This is a genomic window from Dendronalium sp. ChiSLP03b (assembly GCF_034531165.2).
GTDB lineage: Bacteria > Cyanobacteriota > Cyanobacteriia > Cyanobacteriales > Nostocaceae > Dendronalium > Dendronalium minutum.
Genome location: NZ_JAVRBR020000008.1, coordinates 1 through 14,762, shown reverse-complemented (window position 1 = coordinate 14,762; position 14,762 = coordinate 1). Strand labels below are relative to the sequence as shown.

The following is a 14,762-nucleotide window of genomic DNA, read 5'->3' as shown; positions in this document are numbered from 1 at the left end:
TTATCGCCTTGCTGTGGATAAAAGTGTTTATTTCATTCCTATAAGATACAAGGATGTGAAGCGCGATCGCCCACGTAACATTTTTTCATCAGCTGGTGCGTTACGCTTTGTGGCAACATACTACTTACCAAGCAAAAGTTCTAGGGCTTTCATTGACTTGAAAAAATTGTAGTTCGGGATTACTTCACGGTATACAGCTAGTGTTTCCTCGTTGACTCGTGCAGCACTAAATCTATCTAGGTTTTGTTTGGCGCGGTTTTTCCACTTGCTAAGTTTTTTGGGGTCGCTGAGTAAGTGTGCTAAAGCTGCTGCTAAAGTTTGACTATCTTTCGGTGGTACTAAAATACCAGCCTGCCGATTATCCAAAGTCTCTGGAATGCCATCTACATCGCTGGCAATAATTGCACAACCTGCTTCCCGCGCTTCCGTTAGCACCAAACCAAAAGATTCGCAGTGGGAAGCAAGGACAAAAATATCGGTTGCTAGCATGTAGCGTTGCGGTTCTGGCTGAAAACCTTCAAAATGAATGCGTTGGCACAGCCCGCCGCAGGCATCGTTAAAAGCTGTCTTTTCTACCATTGCCTCGAAGATGGCGCGATCGGGGCCATTTCCTATTAAGTATAAATGTGCTTGGGGAAAGTCTATAGCAATTTTGATAAAAGCTTCGATTAACTCAGCAATTCCTTTTCTGTGATACATTCCCGCGACAGTAGTTATAGCTGGACGGTGTAGAGGTATTGGTTGATAATCTGTAATTTTACGATGTCGGGGACTGCCTAATGTGCCATTAGAAATTACTCGCAGCTTTTTTTTGGATATGCCACGCCGCACCATCGAGTTCGCTACTGCATGACTAACTGCTATTACCCGATCTGCCAATCCCATTAATACGGCACTACGCTGAAACTCGTTGTGTACTGTAGAAACTAAACCATATTTGCAGCCATATCTAAAAACTCCTGCTAGCACGACTCCAGTCATCATATGTGCATGGACAATATCGGGTTGAAATGTCTGCACAATCTCCCGATAATGCCAAGCAGCTTTGATGAGATTAAGCAGTTGCCTAGACTGATTTAATTGAAAGTGTTTGACGCGATGCCGTGCTAATAATGCTTCGTATTCTCCCCCAGCAGAAGCTACAGCAACATCATGACCAGATTGTGCTTGCAAACAAGCTAGGTCTACTGCTACATTGACAATCCCATTCCCGATTTTTTGTACGTGATTTGTTATGTGTAAAATTTGCATGTAACTTTGCTCCACAACGGTGATAAATTCCGGATTTGGGATTGTTACTACACACGGATTTATAGGAGGAGGCAGGAGGCAGAAGGCAGAAGGCTGGTTTCCTCTTAATTTATTTCTAATTAATTGGAGGAAGTTGACTATTATTAAGATTCTAGAGGTAACCTTAGTTAACTTTTAAGATTTAGCTTTAAAGTAAATTTCATAATCACCTAAAAATCGGTTAATAAAACCACGGGGCAGGCTTTCAAGTTGGGAAGAATATGCTGCGATCGCTTGCTGCTTTTTCTCCTGAACCAATGTAATTGAAAGAGAGTATGCTGCTGCTATATCTTGTAATTTGAGTAAAATAAATAGCGGCGATCGCCAAAACAGCCAGATGGGATATTGTAGCAGATCGACTGTTATTCCGGCTTGAGCAATTGCTACTTTGACTAATTCGTAAGTAGCTTCATGGTCTTGATGGCAGTCTTTTTTATGAGGTACGTAAATCTCTTGCGGTTGATAAAATTCGATCAGATACATTACCTGTTCAATGGTTTCTTTTCGTTCTTGATGATTTAATTTTTGTAAATGCCCATCATGCTTATCTAAAAAGTGAATTTTTGATGGTTCAACTCCCAAAATTTCTAATGCAGTTAAAGCTTCTTGTTTACGAATTTGGATAATTTTATCATGAGAATTTAGCTGTGAACCTCCTGCTCCTTGACCATTTGTTAAGAAAACTACTACAACTTGTATTCCATGTTCGCATTTATGAGCAATCATCCCACCACAGCCAAATGTTTCATCATCTTGATGCGGAGAAAACACCATCGTTGATTTATGACTAAATGTAAGAGGCTTACTTCCAAGAAATAAAATGCATCGAAATAGTAAGCTGGAGTGGATATACTGTATTTGCTCAAGCCAGGTATTTGGTAATAATTTTTGTAATTGTTGCAGATAGGTTTTGATTGTCATAATAATAGATTTTCCAAAATACCCAGATTCCCGACTTCTTAGAAAAGTCAGGAATCTTATTTTTCATGAATGATTTAGAAGCGAACCTTAGCAAAGAACTGGCTTATATTTTTGGAGTATCTCTTAATTACGAATTAGTAAGTAGGTGGACATAATTAAATATAAAATGTCAACCTATAAAACCCTGTCACAAACGAGCTTTTCCCTTCTGCCTTCTGCCTCCTGCCTTCTACTTATCACTTTGGTAGGCGATACATAATTACTTTGCCTTTCCAATCTTCTTCAACAAATACTACGTGTTCGCCATTGGAACGGCGAAAAGCGCGGATACCGTGGGGTATGTCAATCCAGCCACTTTCGCCTGCAACTTCTGGGCCGGGTTTTAACTTTTGGACAGCAACTCCTGTTTTGGCATTGTAAACGTTTACCTCTGCTGTTTTCCCTGTGACGGTAAATACATAATCTCCCGCGACACTCATGGCTGCGGTGGCGACTTCGCGTTTACCAGTGGTGTCATAAGGAATCACAATCCGCCAGCGGGGAGTACGATCGCCTTTGTTCCAATTGTCAAAACGGGCAATCTCAGAACCGACAACTTTGGTATCGTCCCCAATGGCTGGATGTTCTTTAGTAAAGCCTGACAAATACATAGTATCTGTTTGCGGGAAATACTCAATCCGTCGCAAATCGCTAAAGAAGCTGGGAGTTTTTTGCTTTTGCATGGAACTATAGCTATAGATGGGGTTGCCATTGGCATCTAGTCCTTGCAAAGGATAGCGCCGGATGCCATCTTCAGTTCGTAAGGTTTTCCAGACATCTCCTTTACTGTCTACCCACCATCCCCCTAAGTAAGGATAATCTTTGCTGCGATCGTATTCATCTTTATCAAAGCCACCGTTACCGTTCTTGTCTCGCCAGATCCATTCTCCTTGTTCTGGTTGATTGGGCGGCCAATTTCCTGGCATTGATTTTTTATCTTCGCCATGAGTACCAACAAACATTCCCGCAGGTATCGCAATTTTGCCATCCTTGGCTGGATTGAAACGATAAATTTGCAGAAAGCTGCTGTACATATCTGTGAGGAACAAAAAGGGTTTACCTTTGATGCGGCGAACAAAGGTTGCATCAGGTGATGTATGCAGGCGTGGATCTTGAGGATATTTAAAGGCATTTAATGTGTAGCCTTTGTAAGTCCATTTCTTACCAGCAGGCTTACTATAATCCATCAAATAGCGTTCTTGCTTGGTGAATACATCTATGCCATCAGTACTAGGATCGGCATCGGCGTTATCGACAAATAATAATCCCAGTAATTGCCATAGTTGCTTTCCCGATGGCGAAAACTTCCGTAAATCTGTGCCTGATTTGTTGAAACCATTACTATTTACATAAATATTTCCTGTCGCATCTGCACCTACTCCTGTAAGTCCATACAATTTCAAAGCTTCAACTTCGCCGGGGGTACCTGCATAAATACCGCCTTTACTGCCGAAAGTTCCAACCTGCACCGGCTTATCCTTGATGGCGTAAATCAGCACTTGCTGACGGGGGCCATTTTCTGTCAGTAAAAGTCTGTTTTGATTATCGATCGCGATCGCTGTTGGTTCAACAATATCTGCAATCTGCTGGGGTAATTGCTTTCCTGTCGGGGAATAACGCCCAATCTTGGCAGGAGTGCTACCATTTTTACTTTGAATAATCCAGAGATTTTTTTGTTGATCGATGGCGATCGCTCCTGGACGTGCGACACTAAAGCTGCGTAGTTCTTTCATTGTGTCGGTATTGTAGACGCGAATGCGATCGCTGGCAGCATCACTCACATATAACTCATTTTCCGCAGTTGCTAATCCAGTAACTTCGCTTTGAGTACTGGTAATTAACATACTTTTATCCCAGCCACGTCCTTCGTCAAATGGTGCTGGTTTTCCCGACAAGTCATAGCGTCTGACACAATACCAAGTTGTTCCATCCGAGGGATAATCTTGGTTGATTTTGCCAACCGCCCCCTGAACCATCGCCATGTAAATATATTTATTATTTGCTGTTACAGCTTTACCGCCACTGCGACTCCAGCCGTGAGTGTCACTCAATAAGCCAATAACATTGCCATCTTTATATATTCCTGCTTCTGCTCCAGCCTCATCCCATTGACTATTGGTATAGACTGTACCATCACCAGCAACGTACATTGCTTCTATATTGTTTTGTACCCACTTTTTGCCACCACCAAAACTATTACCTATCCAAGACGTTTTGTATGTGGGTGTAGGCACTTCACTTACAGTCGTGGGTGTAGGCACTTCACTGACAGTTCTATCTGTTGTTATTTTATGGTCTGTTGTTATTTTATGGGTGGTTGTAGGCACTCCACTGACAGTCCAATCCGTTGTTATTTCAAAGGAAGTAACAACCACGCTGATAGCAAAAGTTAGAAGTAAAAATTTGACAAATTTTAAGTTATGAAATTTTCTCGTCTGAAGCTGTTTGAGCTTTTTTTGAAGTTTGCAAAACTGCCGTAATAATCTATTTTGCATACAATTCCTAAAACTATTATTACTTTTAAAGTGTCATGATTACTGATATTGCGGGAGTTAATAAAAGTAATAATGATACAACCACTAGCAAATAAAACTTTTTACGGAATGATGCACGCAAAGGATAACAAAGAGCATCAAACTATATTTGTGCCCGGTTTAAACCTAATCTCCCTGAAATTAAAAATTGATATCAGTTGATTCCTAACGTTTACAGGACATCTACATACATAGCAAATACTTGATGTTAATAAAATCATATTTACAAAGATTTTATCAAAAATACATAATCTTTAAATTTATGAAAAATCCTTTTATTTATACTTTTGTATGTAATATTATTTACCTTTATTTTGCAATAAATAGTAAATTTAAATACAGAAATACAATATTAATTTTAATACCAAGATTATTTGTTACCAAAAAACTGTAATAAATAAACTTACTGAAGCATAACTTCTAACTGAAATACCTACGAAGTAGGACGCGAACAGTACGGATGATATAGAGAATGACTGGATATAAGTACTAGCAATATCAATTAAATGCTGAATATAAAAAGGCGTTTGAGCTTGATGTAGAAGTAAACATACGCACGCTCAATACATCATAGGAGACAAGTAGTGGAAGGTAAAAAAGAAAATTTAAACTTAGAATCTGCTTCTATTCTTGCCCTTGGAGTGGGCTGGTTTCCTAAAACGCCTGGAGGATTAGAAAGGTATACTTATGAACTAACTCATAATTTGGCGGTACAAGACCATGTGGAGTTATGTGGTGTCGGGCTACCAGAAGCTGGATTAAATTTACCAATTAAGTTGACTAACTTAGCTTCTCCAGATAGTGCTATTTGGCAACGACTATGGTCTATTCGCAAGAACTTTCAGAAAACAAGGGTAGGCAAACCAGATGCCATTAATTTGCATTTTGCATTATACAGCTTTCCGATTTTAGATATTTTGCCTAAAGGAGTGCCTATCACCTGCAACTTTCATGGCCCTTGGGCATCTGAAAGTAAGCAAGAAATGGTTAATAATCAACTTAGTATTTTTTTGAAGCGTCAGTTGATAGAAAAAACTACTTATAATAGCTGCGATCGCTTTATTGTCCTCAGCAAAGCATTTGGCAAAATTTTACATCAAGAATATCAAATACCATGGAGTAAAATTCACATTATTCCCGGCGGAGTTAATATTAACTGGTTTCAGCCAAACTTATCATCACAAGCAGCTTGCCAGCAACTAGGCTGGCCTAATAATCGCCGCATCTTATTTACATCTCGTCGTTTAGTGCATCGGGTTGGAGTTGACAAATTATTGCAGGCGCTTGCAATAATTAAGCCGAAAATTCCTGATGTTTGGCTAGCAATTGCTGGTCGTGGTCATATGCAAACTGCACTAGAACAGCAAGCGAGAGAATTGGGTTTAGAAAATAACGTTAAATTTTTAGGTTTTTTGCCTGATGAACAGTTACCTCTAGCTTACCAAGCAGCTGAATTAACTATTATGCCCAGTCAATCTTTTGAAGGATTTGGATTGGCAATAGTAGAATCTCTGGCTTGTGGCACTCCCGTTTTATGTACTCCGATTGGTGGAATGCCAGAAATTTTATTACCTTTCTCGCCAGAATTGATTACTGCTTCTACTAAAGTCTCAGCTATTGCCGAAAAATTAGAACAAGTACTCTTGGGAAATTTACCAATACCTTCACGAGAAGCCTGTCGCCAGTATGCCGTGACTAATTTTAACTGGGACAAAATAGCCCAGCAAGTGCGCCATGTTCTCTTAGCCTGAAAGCAAGGCAGAGGACAGATGGTAGAAGCGATGATAACACTCCTAATACCAATTCGTAATTCGTAATTCGTAATTCGTAATTAAGAAAGTCCCATTTAGTCTAGGTTTCTGGGTTTGGATCTGTATCATTATTTTTGGGAAATGGTATAACTCTTGCACAGACGCGATGCCAGTCGCTACAACGGGGAGCCACTGCGGTCTTGGGGTTTCCCCAAGTGGAGCAAGTGGCGTGGGAACCCCCCTTCGGGTTCGCCAGTCGCCTGCGGAGGGAAACCCTCCCGCAGCGCTGGACTCACCGCAACGCGCTGGCTCATTAATCGCGTCTCTACTCCTAACTCTTGCACAGACGCGATTAATCGCGTCTCTACTCCTAAATTATGAAAATTCTATTTTTAGACCAAAGTGGTAAACCAGGTGGTGCAGAACTATGTTTAATAGATATTGCTAAACCTTATCGCGATCGCTCTTTGGTAGGCTTATTTGCAGATGGCCCTTTTAGAACTTTACTACAGCAGCATCATATCCCTGTAGAAGTTCTCGCAAATCAACCAATCGAAGTTCGCAAACAAAGCAGTCTGCTACAAGCACTAGGTAGCCTGGGACAACTCGCGCCTCTACTTGCTAAAGTTATCAAAATAGCTAGAAAATACGATTTAATCTACGCCAACACACAAAAAGCCTTAGTTATTGGTGCATTAGCTAGTTTTATAACTCGTCGTCCTTTGGTCTATCACTTACACGATATTCTCTCCAAAGAACACTTTAGCCAAACTAATCTTCGCGTTGCTGTTAACCTAGCCAATCGTTTTGCATCATTAGTAATTGCCAATTCCCAAGCTAGTCAACAAGCCTTTGTACAAGCAGGTGGAAATCCAAAACTGACTGCTATTGTTTATAACGGCTTTGAACCAAAAAATTATCAAACTTGTGAGTCTGATATTAGACAATTGCAGCAACAGTTAGGACTAGAAGGTAAATTTATCGTTGGACATTTCAGCCGACTTGCACCTTGGAAAGGACAGCATATTTTAATTGCTACACTTGCCCAATGTCCGCAAGAGGTGACAGCAATCTTAGTTGGTGATGCGCTGTTTGGCGAACAAGATTATGTCCAACAATTACACCAACAAGTTGCAGCTTTAGGACTAGAACACCGTGTCAAATTTTTAGGATTTCGCTCAGATATTCCCCAACTAATGGCGGCTTGTGACTTAGTAGCACATACTTCCACTTCTGCCGAACCTTTTGGTCGAGTGATTGTTGAAGCAATGCTATGTGGGAAACCTGTAGTTGCAACCAAAGCTGGGGGCGCAATGGAATTAGTAGAACATGGAATTAATGGTTTTCTCGTCACCCCAGGAGAACCTGAAGAACTCGCACAAGTAATTAATACCTGTCTTCAGGAAGAAGAAATAACTGCAACTATAGCGACTAATGGTAGAATTAGCGCTAGTCAGCGTTTTGATGTGACAGCTATTAATCAGCAAATTGCTCAATTGCTCAAATCAGTGCTGAGTATTCAGTGAAAGCATTTATTTTTTACAGAACAAAAACAACACTTTTCCAATAAAAATAAAATTTCGTATAAATTTACACATTTAATTTAAAATAAATTTACGCTAGAAGTTATATTATTCATAAAGACTGTAGTTGAGGATAAAAGAAAAAGAAAACACCTTGCCTCTCATGTAAAAGGGGCAAAAGCTTTAAAAATAGGTTTAATAAGACCTCAGCATTACGCCATATGATTATGAAATATGGCGAAGGCAAACCATGATCTATTTATGTATATGTCTATTAAAGATAAGAAGCTTTTGTATCACTTGACTTCTTTGGAGAATTTTGAATCTATCTTGTCTTATGGTTTATTAGCACGTAATGACATTGAAAGATTTGATGATGTAGCTGATTCAGGTATTATTAATTTCAGAAGAGAAAATAATTTAACTCGATATGTACCTTTTCACTTTTTTGCAAATAACCCTTTTGATGGCAGGGTACAAAAAGATTTTCCTGATAAAGAATTTATTTATATCTGCATTTATAGAGAATTTGCTAAAAGTAACAAATTCTCTATAATTCCTAAACATCCTAGAGCAATAAAACCTTTAGTTTTATATAGCTACACAGAAGGTTATGAAATAATAGAATGGGATATAATGGATAAGAGAGATTATTTAGATGAAAACTGTAGACACATATGTATGGCAGAATGTTTGTCGCCCAATAAAATTAATCATAATCACTTTAGTCATGTTTATGTTAGGAATGAGGAAATTAAAAGTTATATCGATCAACTATGTTTAAACATTCTACAATATCCACCTACTTTTCGTGTCAATGTTAATGCCAGTATGTTTGTTGATTGATTTATGTTCAAATTTACTGTTGGTGACATTTTAGAATCTACTACAGAATGCTTAGTCAACACAGTTAACTGTGAAGGATACATGGGCAAGGGAATTGCTTATCAATTTAAGTTAAGATTTCCAGATAATAACAAAGAATATATTAAAGCCTGTAGAAATAAATCTCTTAGGATAGGAACTTTACACTACTGTTGGGAGGAAGAAAAGTTAATCATAAACTTTCCAACTAAGGATAGGTGGAGAGAAAAATCTAAAATTGAGTATATTCATTTAGGTCTGTCAGAATTAGTTAATTTGATACCTTCATTAAATATAAAATCTATAGCTATTCCCCCATTAGGCTGTGGTAATGGCGGCTTAAGTTGGACTGATGTCAGACCAATTATACTTGAATATTTAACTCCTATTTCATATTCTTTAGACATATTAATTTATGAGCCGTCTAAATACTATGCAGCAAAGATTACAAAAGCTCCAAAGTTAAACGCTTCACACTTAGTATTAATGAACTTTAAATCAAAACTACATAAATTTAATAAATTTAGATTACAAAAAACAGGTTTTTTTATGAATTTATTCTCGACTAGAGAGTACTTTAAGTTTTCCCCCAATAACTATGGACCATATGCTCATGCTATTGATATTTTGTCTAGAGACATTAGGCAATTTCAAGAATTTTATAATATTACTACTGATGAAGCATTAAGTTTAGCAAAAACTATGTTAATTAGTGAATCAGTAGAGCAAACCCTTAAAAATCTTAGTAATGCTATTGATAAAGCTACTGTCTTTGTAAATGAAATAGTTGATGATGAAGATTTAGAATTACTTTCAACAATTTGTTATTTGTTGGAAAAAGAGGATTTAAAATTAGAAAATATTAATAGTAAGATAAAAGATTGGTCTTTACGAAAGGCTGATAAGTTTACTGAAAATTCTATTTTAGAAGCACTCGGATTTTTAAAAGAAAAACATATTATAGAAATAAATTTATTAGGCTTATATAGTTTAATAAAATAAGGAGTTTAAGTTCCTAATAAAGCCTTGTAGAGTTGGGTTTTGTGTTTAACCCAACCTACATAGGTTATCTTTTTACTTTTAATTGAACCGTATTGGGGTATAAGTCTGACTACAAACCTACTAATTCTCTAGATTCAAAATCGGTAAGTTGTTGTGCGATCGCTAATCTTGCTTCTAATTTTGCTACGCTAAATTGGTTACGCAGATATTCTAAATGAGCAAATGCATTCGATCTTTCAACGGTTAATTGGATCTGCATATCCATTGCCTTTTGATATTCCTGATTCACAACCAGCACTTCAAAGCGACGTGCCTTGCGTTGAGCATCATTTTTCAAATCCATATCAAAGGCGGAGGCGCGATCGGCATTACCTTCAAATCTGTTAATTTGAAGCTGAATTGCCATCAACTGAGAATCTACTTCATTCATTCGTTGGGCAGCTTGGGCGATCGCAGTTGGATAATGACTCAATTGCATCATCAAATAATGTTCCTTGGCGAAAATCTTGACAAAGACAATAGGCTATAATACTGAATATGAGGAGCAAAAAATTCAAAAGTTGGCATTTTGAATTTTCAAATGATTTTCGCCTCTGCCTGCTTAATTATGCTACTTCTCGGAGTGGCGATGAAACAGCTACCTCGGGGAAAGAAAGCGATAGCTGTTCGGCTTGAGGCACCGCAGCTTGCTCCAATACCTGTACTTCGATATTCACACTAACCAAATAACTACCTGTATCAGCACCAACTGCTTCAGCAATTAATTTGGCAATGTCTGGACGTTTTGCGGTTAGTGGGTCGCGCAAGATGCATCGATCCCATTCGTGCTTGGCAGTTGGGTTGAGGTTGAGAATGTAATGCTTAATCATTGAACTAACCCTTGAATCCATCTTCTAGAAGACCGTTACAGAGGCTTTTTTACTGCACTAGGCTTTGTGGACGCTATATCTATTATAGTACAATTGTACTGAATTGTGTGAAATCCAAAAGCCAAGAGCTAGAGCAGAGGCAAGGGGACGCGGAGAATATGATCAATGACCAATGACTATTGTGGAGACGCGATTAATCGCGTCTCTACTAATGACTAATCAGCCTTGCCATTCCCATGGTTAAGCAACTGAACATCGTTAACCCAAATGGCTTGTTGAGGCACAGGAATAGAAATTCCAGCTTTGTCTAAGGTATTTTTCAAGCGACGGCGATACTCTCGTGCCACATCCCATTGCTTGAGTGGCTGTGTTTTAATCCATACACGAATTATCAAACCGCGATCGCCAAAATTATCTATTCCCAGAACTTGGGGTGTTTCGATAATTTGATGTTGCCATTGCGGATCTCGATCCATCTCCAAGGCTACAGATTTAATCAACTCCAAAACATGGTCAATATCAGCATCATAGGCGACTGGAATGGTCAAATCGGCCCTTGCCCAACGACTAGAAAGATTAGCAACAATTTTAATTTCACTGTTGGGAATCGTGATTAAGCGCCCTTCTGAATCTCGCAACTGGGTCATCCGCAGATTCAGATTTTCTACTAAGCCTCCTACATCTCCTACAGCAATAACATCGCCTAGAGCGTATTGGTCTTCTAGGATGATGAGAAAGCCATTAATCGCATCTTTAATCAAGTTTTGCGAAGCCAAAGACACTGCGACACCGACTAAACTGGCACCAGCTAGTAAAGGAATGATGTCTATGCCCAACGCGACTAAGGCTAATAGAATACCAACGCTGACCCAGATAGCAGTAATAATACTTTTAGTCACGCCAGAAAATGTGGAAACTCGTAGTTTCAGACGTTCAAAAGTTTCCGAGCTGAATAAAGCACCACTGCTAATAAAAGTGGTGGTAAAGCGGTCAATGAGGGCATAGCTGAAACGGATTGCTACATAAGTTCCTAATACCACGACAGCCAATCTCAAAGGAATTTGGGCAGCGGTGAGAATACCTGCTTGAAACGGTCGTGTATAAGGAAATAAACCCAAAATGATGAAACTGCCGCTTCCCCAAATCCCTGCTTGAGTTAGCTGAAACAGTCGTTTCTTAACTTCTTGAAGATGGCGATGTTGCTGTTGATTTAGTTGTGTTGTAATTGGTTGAGCTGTTTGTGGAGTCTGGGGAATAGGCTGTACTAAATTATTTCTGGAACGACGCTGCCAAATTAATACCCCGCAGCTCGTGAGAATCATTACTACCCCAATGCCAGCAGCAATTTTTCCTTGGTTGACTAAAGATTGAGTTTGTCGCTCTTGCCTTGCCTGTTGTAGAGCGTCTTGTAGCTTTTCGGTGAGTTGATTGGCCGAGATAAACGGATCTTCCTTTCGCAGTTGAGCATCTTCGTAAGTGATGGTCATCAGGTATTGGTCGTTGACATAAATTACTGGCAATCCATTTAATTTCCGGGTTTCCACCTTGGCTTTTTGTGTAGGCGATCGCAAGTAATTTTGTGCGATTTCATCCAAATTCTCTTGGATATCTTTTGAACGTTCGGGAAAATTTGTTTTCGTTGCCGCTATCTGAAACAACTGGCGACCATCCAAATAAATCCAGCCAGAAACAATTCTGTTATCTGAGTCATTACTCTGATTGCTAGGAGTTTGTATCTGAGGTAGAACTGGAATTTGGGCTGTAGCTTTTGGTACAAATCCAACGGCTATAACCATTGAACTGGTAATCGCCAAAAATTGAAAGCGCACTCAAATACCTCCTTAGGTTAATTTACTACTAAATACTCCAGAGCCATCCTCACAGTTAGTTTGAGTAGATGTACCCACCTAAAGTTAAGTTTTTGTCCTTAACTGGCAAAACTTTAATGTTTTTGGGCATAATCTATACTTCTTTAGATAGATGACAAATAAATTTACCTATCTATGGTATGGTTAGAAGAATTTCTGATAATACTTTTACCAAAAATAAATCTAAAACACAAAAGCCAAGGATGAAGTTGACTAAAGAAAGCTAAAGTGTAAAAGATGAAGGATAAAGAATGAAATAGTACGTATGAGTACATGCTTTGTTTGCAAGTAGTGTAAAAAATCTAATTTTTTGCACCTTCATACTTATTCTTCAGCCTTGCTTTGACTTTTTGAGGAAATATTTGATGACCGCAACTTCTCCCCGATTAAAGCACGAGGTTAAAGACCTCGCCCTAGCTCCCTTGGGAAGACAGCGCATTGAATGGGCTGGACGCGAGATGCCAGTTTTAAGGCAAATCCGCGATCGCTTTGCCCAAGAAAAACCCTTCGCTGGGATTCGCCTTGTGGCTTGCTGCCATGTGACTACAGAAACAGCACATCTAGCTATTGCCCTCAAAGCTGGTGGTGCAGATGCTGTTTTGATTGCTAGTAATCCCCTATCAACTCAGGATGACGTAGCCGCTAGCCTCGTTGTCGATCATGAAATTCCCGTCTTTGCCCAAAAAGGCGAAGATAATGCCACATATAGCCGCCACGTCCAAATCGCTCTAGACCACCGCCCCAACATTATTATTGATGATGGTAGCGATGTGGTAGCGACCCTGATTCAAGAACGCCAAGATCAAATCGGCGATTTGATTGGCACTACCGAAGAAACCACAACGGGAATTGTCCGCCTGCGCGCCATGCTCAAAGATGGCGTTCTCACCTTCCCCGCCGTCAACGTCAACGACGCAGACACCAAGCACTTCTTTGATAATCGCTACGGTACAGGGCAATCAACCCTTGATGGCATCATCCGCGCTACAAATATTTTGCTAGCTGGTAAAACGATTGTTGTTGTTGGTTATGGTTGGTGCGGTAAAGGTACTGCACTCCGGGCACGCGGTCTTGGTGCGAATGTGATTGTCACCGAAATCGACCCCATTAAGGCAATTGAAGCCGTAATGGATGGTTTCCGCGTGCTACCAATGGCAGAAGCTGCACCCCAAGGTGATTTGTTCATCACAGTTACAGGTAACAAGCACGTTATCCGCGCTGAGCATTTCGAGGTGATGAAAGACGGCGCGATCGTGTGTAACTCCGGTCACTTTGATATTGAAATTGACCTGAAATACTTAGCTAGTCAAGCTAAAGAAATCAAGCAAGTACGTCCCTTTACCGAACAGTATCAGCTACCAAGTGGCAAATCAGTTATAGTTCTGGGTGAAGGACGCTTGATCAACCTCGCCGCTGCTGAAGGACATCCGAGTGCGGTGATGGACATGAGCTTTGCCAATCAGGCTTTAGCTTGCGAATACTTAGTGAAGAATCAAGGTAAGTTGGAACCTGGTTTGCATTCAATTCCTACCGAGGTAGATAAAGAAATTGCTCGGTTGAAATTGCAGGCAATTGGAATCAGCATTGATTCCCTAACGCCAGACCAAATTGAGTACATCAATTCTTGGACTAGTGGTACTTGAGATAACTTTAGATGCCTACTAAACCAACAGTCAGGCTGAAGCGATAACTTAGGGAAAAGGGAAAAGGTGAAAGGGAAAAGGAAAGTTTAATTCCTTTAACCCTTCACCCTTACCCTTTTCCCTATTTTTGCCAGATTAAAGCATATGCTGCATACGACTCAGGCGTTCTGAGTAATTTTTGATTACATTCAGGGCAAACATTGGTGTTTCTTGAACGGCGAATAGAAACCTTTTTTCATCAAGAAAGGCAAGTTTGCAGTCAGTTTTGGCGATCGCTGTATATGTCCTATTCTTTACCCCTACAAGGACTCCCGTACGTACGATCTATTCGTGGGTCTGACATTTGTGCGAAGTGGTCAGCAATAGTAATTTTGGGCTTGAGTTTCACACGAAGTAGGGCAATAGTACTACTTTTACAATGACTCTACCATCAAAGTTTGAATGCTTACTTATATGTC

12 protein-coding genes and 1 pseudogene are annotated in these 14,762 nt (G+C 39.6%); 5 read left to right on the top strand and 8 right to left on the bottom strand.

Translation table 11 applies throughout. The annotated features are described in order from the left end of the window. Positions 1-120 precede the first annotated feature (120 nt). From RMY31_RS01355 to RMY31_RS01345, 3 genes are all read right to left on the bottom strand, one after another. Complete coding sequence (locus RMY31_RS01355; RefSeq protein ID WP_322657738.1) at positions 121-1,251, bottom strand: glycosyltransferase family 4 protein; 1,131 nt, start codon at positions 1,249-1,251, stop codon at positions 121-123. A gap of 174 nt (positions 1,252-1,425) precedes the next feature. Beyond that, positions 1,426-2,211 (bottom strand): PIG-L family deacetylase, encoded by a 786-nt coding sequence (locus tag RMY31_RS01350; RefSeq protein ID WP_322657739.1) that lies wholly within the window; start codon positions 2,209-2,211, stop codon positions 1,426-1,428. A gap of 236 nt (positions 2,212-2,447) precedes the next feature. Then, positions 2,448-4,745, bottom strand: a complete 2,298-nt coding sequence (locus tag RMY31_RS01345) for a hypothetical protein (protein WP_322657740.1) — start codon at positions 4,743-4,745, stop codon at positions 2,448-2,450. A gap of 623 nt (positions 4,746-5,368) precedes the next feature. Here RMY31_RS01345 and RMY31_RS01340 point away from each other — a divergent pair. Further along, positions 5,369-6,535, top strand: coding sequence for a glycosyltransferase family 4 protein (locus RMY31_RS01340; protein WP_322657741.1), 1,167 nt, complete (start codon positions 5,369-5,371; stop codon positions 6,533-6,535). A gap of 176 nt (positions 6,536-6,711) precedes the next feature. On the opposite strand, the gene RMY31_RS01335 is transcribed toward RMY31_RS01340, so the two are convergent. Beyond that, a complete protein-coding gene (locus tag RMY31_RS01335) occupies positions 6,712-6,849 on the bottom strand; it encodes a hypothetical protein (RefSeq protein WP_322657742.1) in 138 nt (45 codons plus the stop codon). Positions 6,850-6,912: 63 nt separating this feature from the next. Here RMY31_RS01335 and RMY31_RS01330 point away from each other — a divergent pair, with 63 nt between their 5' ends. The 3 genes from RMY31_RS01330 (at position 6,913) to RMY31_RS01320 (ending at position 9,924) form a co-directional block, all read left to right on the top strand. Then, the gene (locus RMY31_RS01330) at positions 6,913-8,061 is read left to right on the top strand and encodes a glycosyltransferase family 4 protein (RefSeq protein WP_322657743.1); all 1,149 of its coding nucleotides are present in this window, start codon (positions 6,913-6,915) and stop codon (positions 8,059-8,061) included. 231 nt (positions 8,062-8,292) lie between these two features. Further along, the gene (locus RMY31_RS01325; protein ID WP_409877052.1) at positions 8,293-8,904 is read left to right on the top strand and encodes a DarT ssDNA thymidine ADP-ribosyltransferase family protein; all 612 of its coding nucleotides are present in this window, start codon (positions 8,293-8,295) and stop codon (positions 8,902-8,904) included. Between the two features lie 3 nt (positions 8,905-8,907). Further along, complete coding sequence (locus tag RMY31_RS01320) at positions 8,908-9,924, top strand: macro domain-containing protein (protein ID WP_322657745.1); 1,017 nt, start codon at positions 8,908-8,910, stop codon at positions 9,922-9,924. Positions 9,925-10,033: 109 nt separating this feature from the next. Here RMY31_RS01320 and RMY31_RS01315 read toward each other — a convergent pair whose 3' ends face one another. From RMY31_RS01315 to RMY31_RS01305, 3 genes are all read right to left on the bottom strand, one after another. Beyond that, on the bottom strand, positions 10,034-10,405 hold the full coding sequence (locus tag RMY31_RS01315) for a hypothetical protein (RefSeq protein ID WP_322657746.1): 372 nt from the start codon (positions 10,403-10,405) through the stop codon (positions 10,034-10,036). 124 nt (positions 10,406-10,529) lie between these two features. Further along, a complete protein-coding gene (locus tag RMY31_RS01310) occupies positions 10,530-10,793 on the bottom strand; it encodes a hypothetical protein (protein ID WP_322657747.1) in 264 nt (87 codons plus the stop codon). Between the two features lie 215 nt (positions 10,794-11,008). Then, positions 11,009-12,622, bottom strand: coding sequence for a mechanosensitive ion channel family protein (locus RMY31_RS01305; RefSeq protein WP_322657748.1), 1,614 nt, complete (start codon positions 12,620-12,622; stop codon positions 11,009-11,011). A gap of 404 nt (positions 12,623-13,026) precedes the next feature. On the opposite strand from RMY31_RS01305, the gene ahcY reads away from it, so the two are divergent. Next, the gene (gene ahcY, locus RMY31_RS01300; protein WP_322657749.1) at positions 13,027-14,304 is read left to right on the top strand and encodes an adenosylhomocysteinase; all 1,278 of its coding nucleotides are present in this window, start codon (positions 13,027-13,029) and stop codon (positions 14,302-14,304) included. A gap of 135 nt (positions 14,305-14,439) precedes the next feature. On the opposite strand, the pseudogene RMY31_RS01295 reads toward ahcY, so the two are convergent. Beyond that, positions 14,440-14,619: pseudogene (locus RMY31_RS01295) on the bottom strand (cyclic nucleotide-binding protein); the annotation flags it as partial. Between the last annotated feature and the right edge of the window lie 143 nt (positions 14,620-14,762).

Coding starts and splice junctions, on each gene's coding strand:
- RMY31_RS01355 (WP_322657738.1), bottom strand. CDS start 1,251: ATGCAAATTTTACACATAACAAATCACGTACAAAAAATCGGGAATGGG.
- RMY31_RS01350 (WP_322657739.1), bottom strand. CDS start 2,211: ATGACAATCAAAACCTATCTGCAACAATTACAAAAATTATTACCAAAT.
- RMY31_RS01345 (WP_322657740.1), bottom strand. CDS start 4,745: ATGCAAAATAGATTATTACGGCAGTTTTGCAAACTTCAAAAAAAGCTC.
- RMY31_RS01335 (WP_322657742.1), bottom strand. CDS start 6,849: ATGAGCCAGCGCGTTGCGGTGAGTCCAGCGCTGCGGGAGGGTTTCCCT.
- RMY31_RS01330 (WP_322657743.1), top strand. CDS start 6,913: ATGAAAATTCTATTTTTAGACCAAAGTGGTAAACCAGGTGGTGCAGAA.
- RMY31_RS01325 (WP_409877052.1), top strand. CDS start 8,293: ATGGCGAAGGCAAACCATGATCTATTTATGTATATGTCTATTAAAGAT.
- RMY31_RS01320 (WP_322657745.1), top strand. CDS start 8,908: ATGTTCAAATTTACTGTTGGTGACATTTTAGAATCTACTACAGAATGC.
- RMY31_RS01315 (WP_322657746.1), bottom strand. CDS start 10,405: ATGATGCAATTGAGTCATTATCCAACTGCGATCGCCCAAGCTGCCCAA.
- RMY31_RS01310 (WP_322657747.1), bottom strand. CDS start 10,793: ATGATTAAGCATTACATTCTCAACCTCAACCCAACTGCCAAGCACGAA.
- ahcY (WP_322657749.1), top strand. CDS start 13,027: ATGACCGCAACTTCTCCCCGATTAAAGCACGAGGTTAAAGACCTCGCC.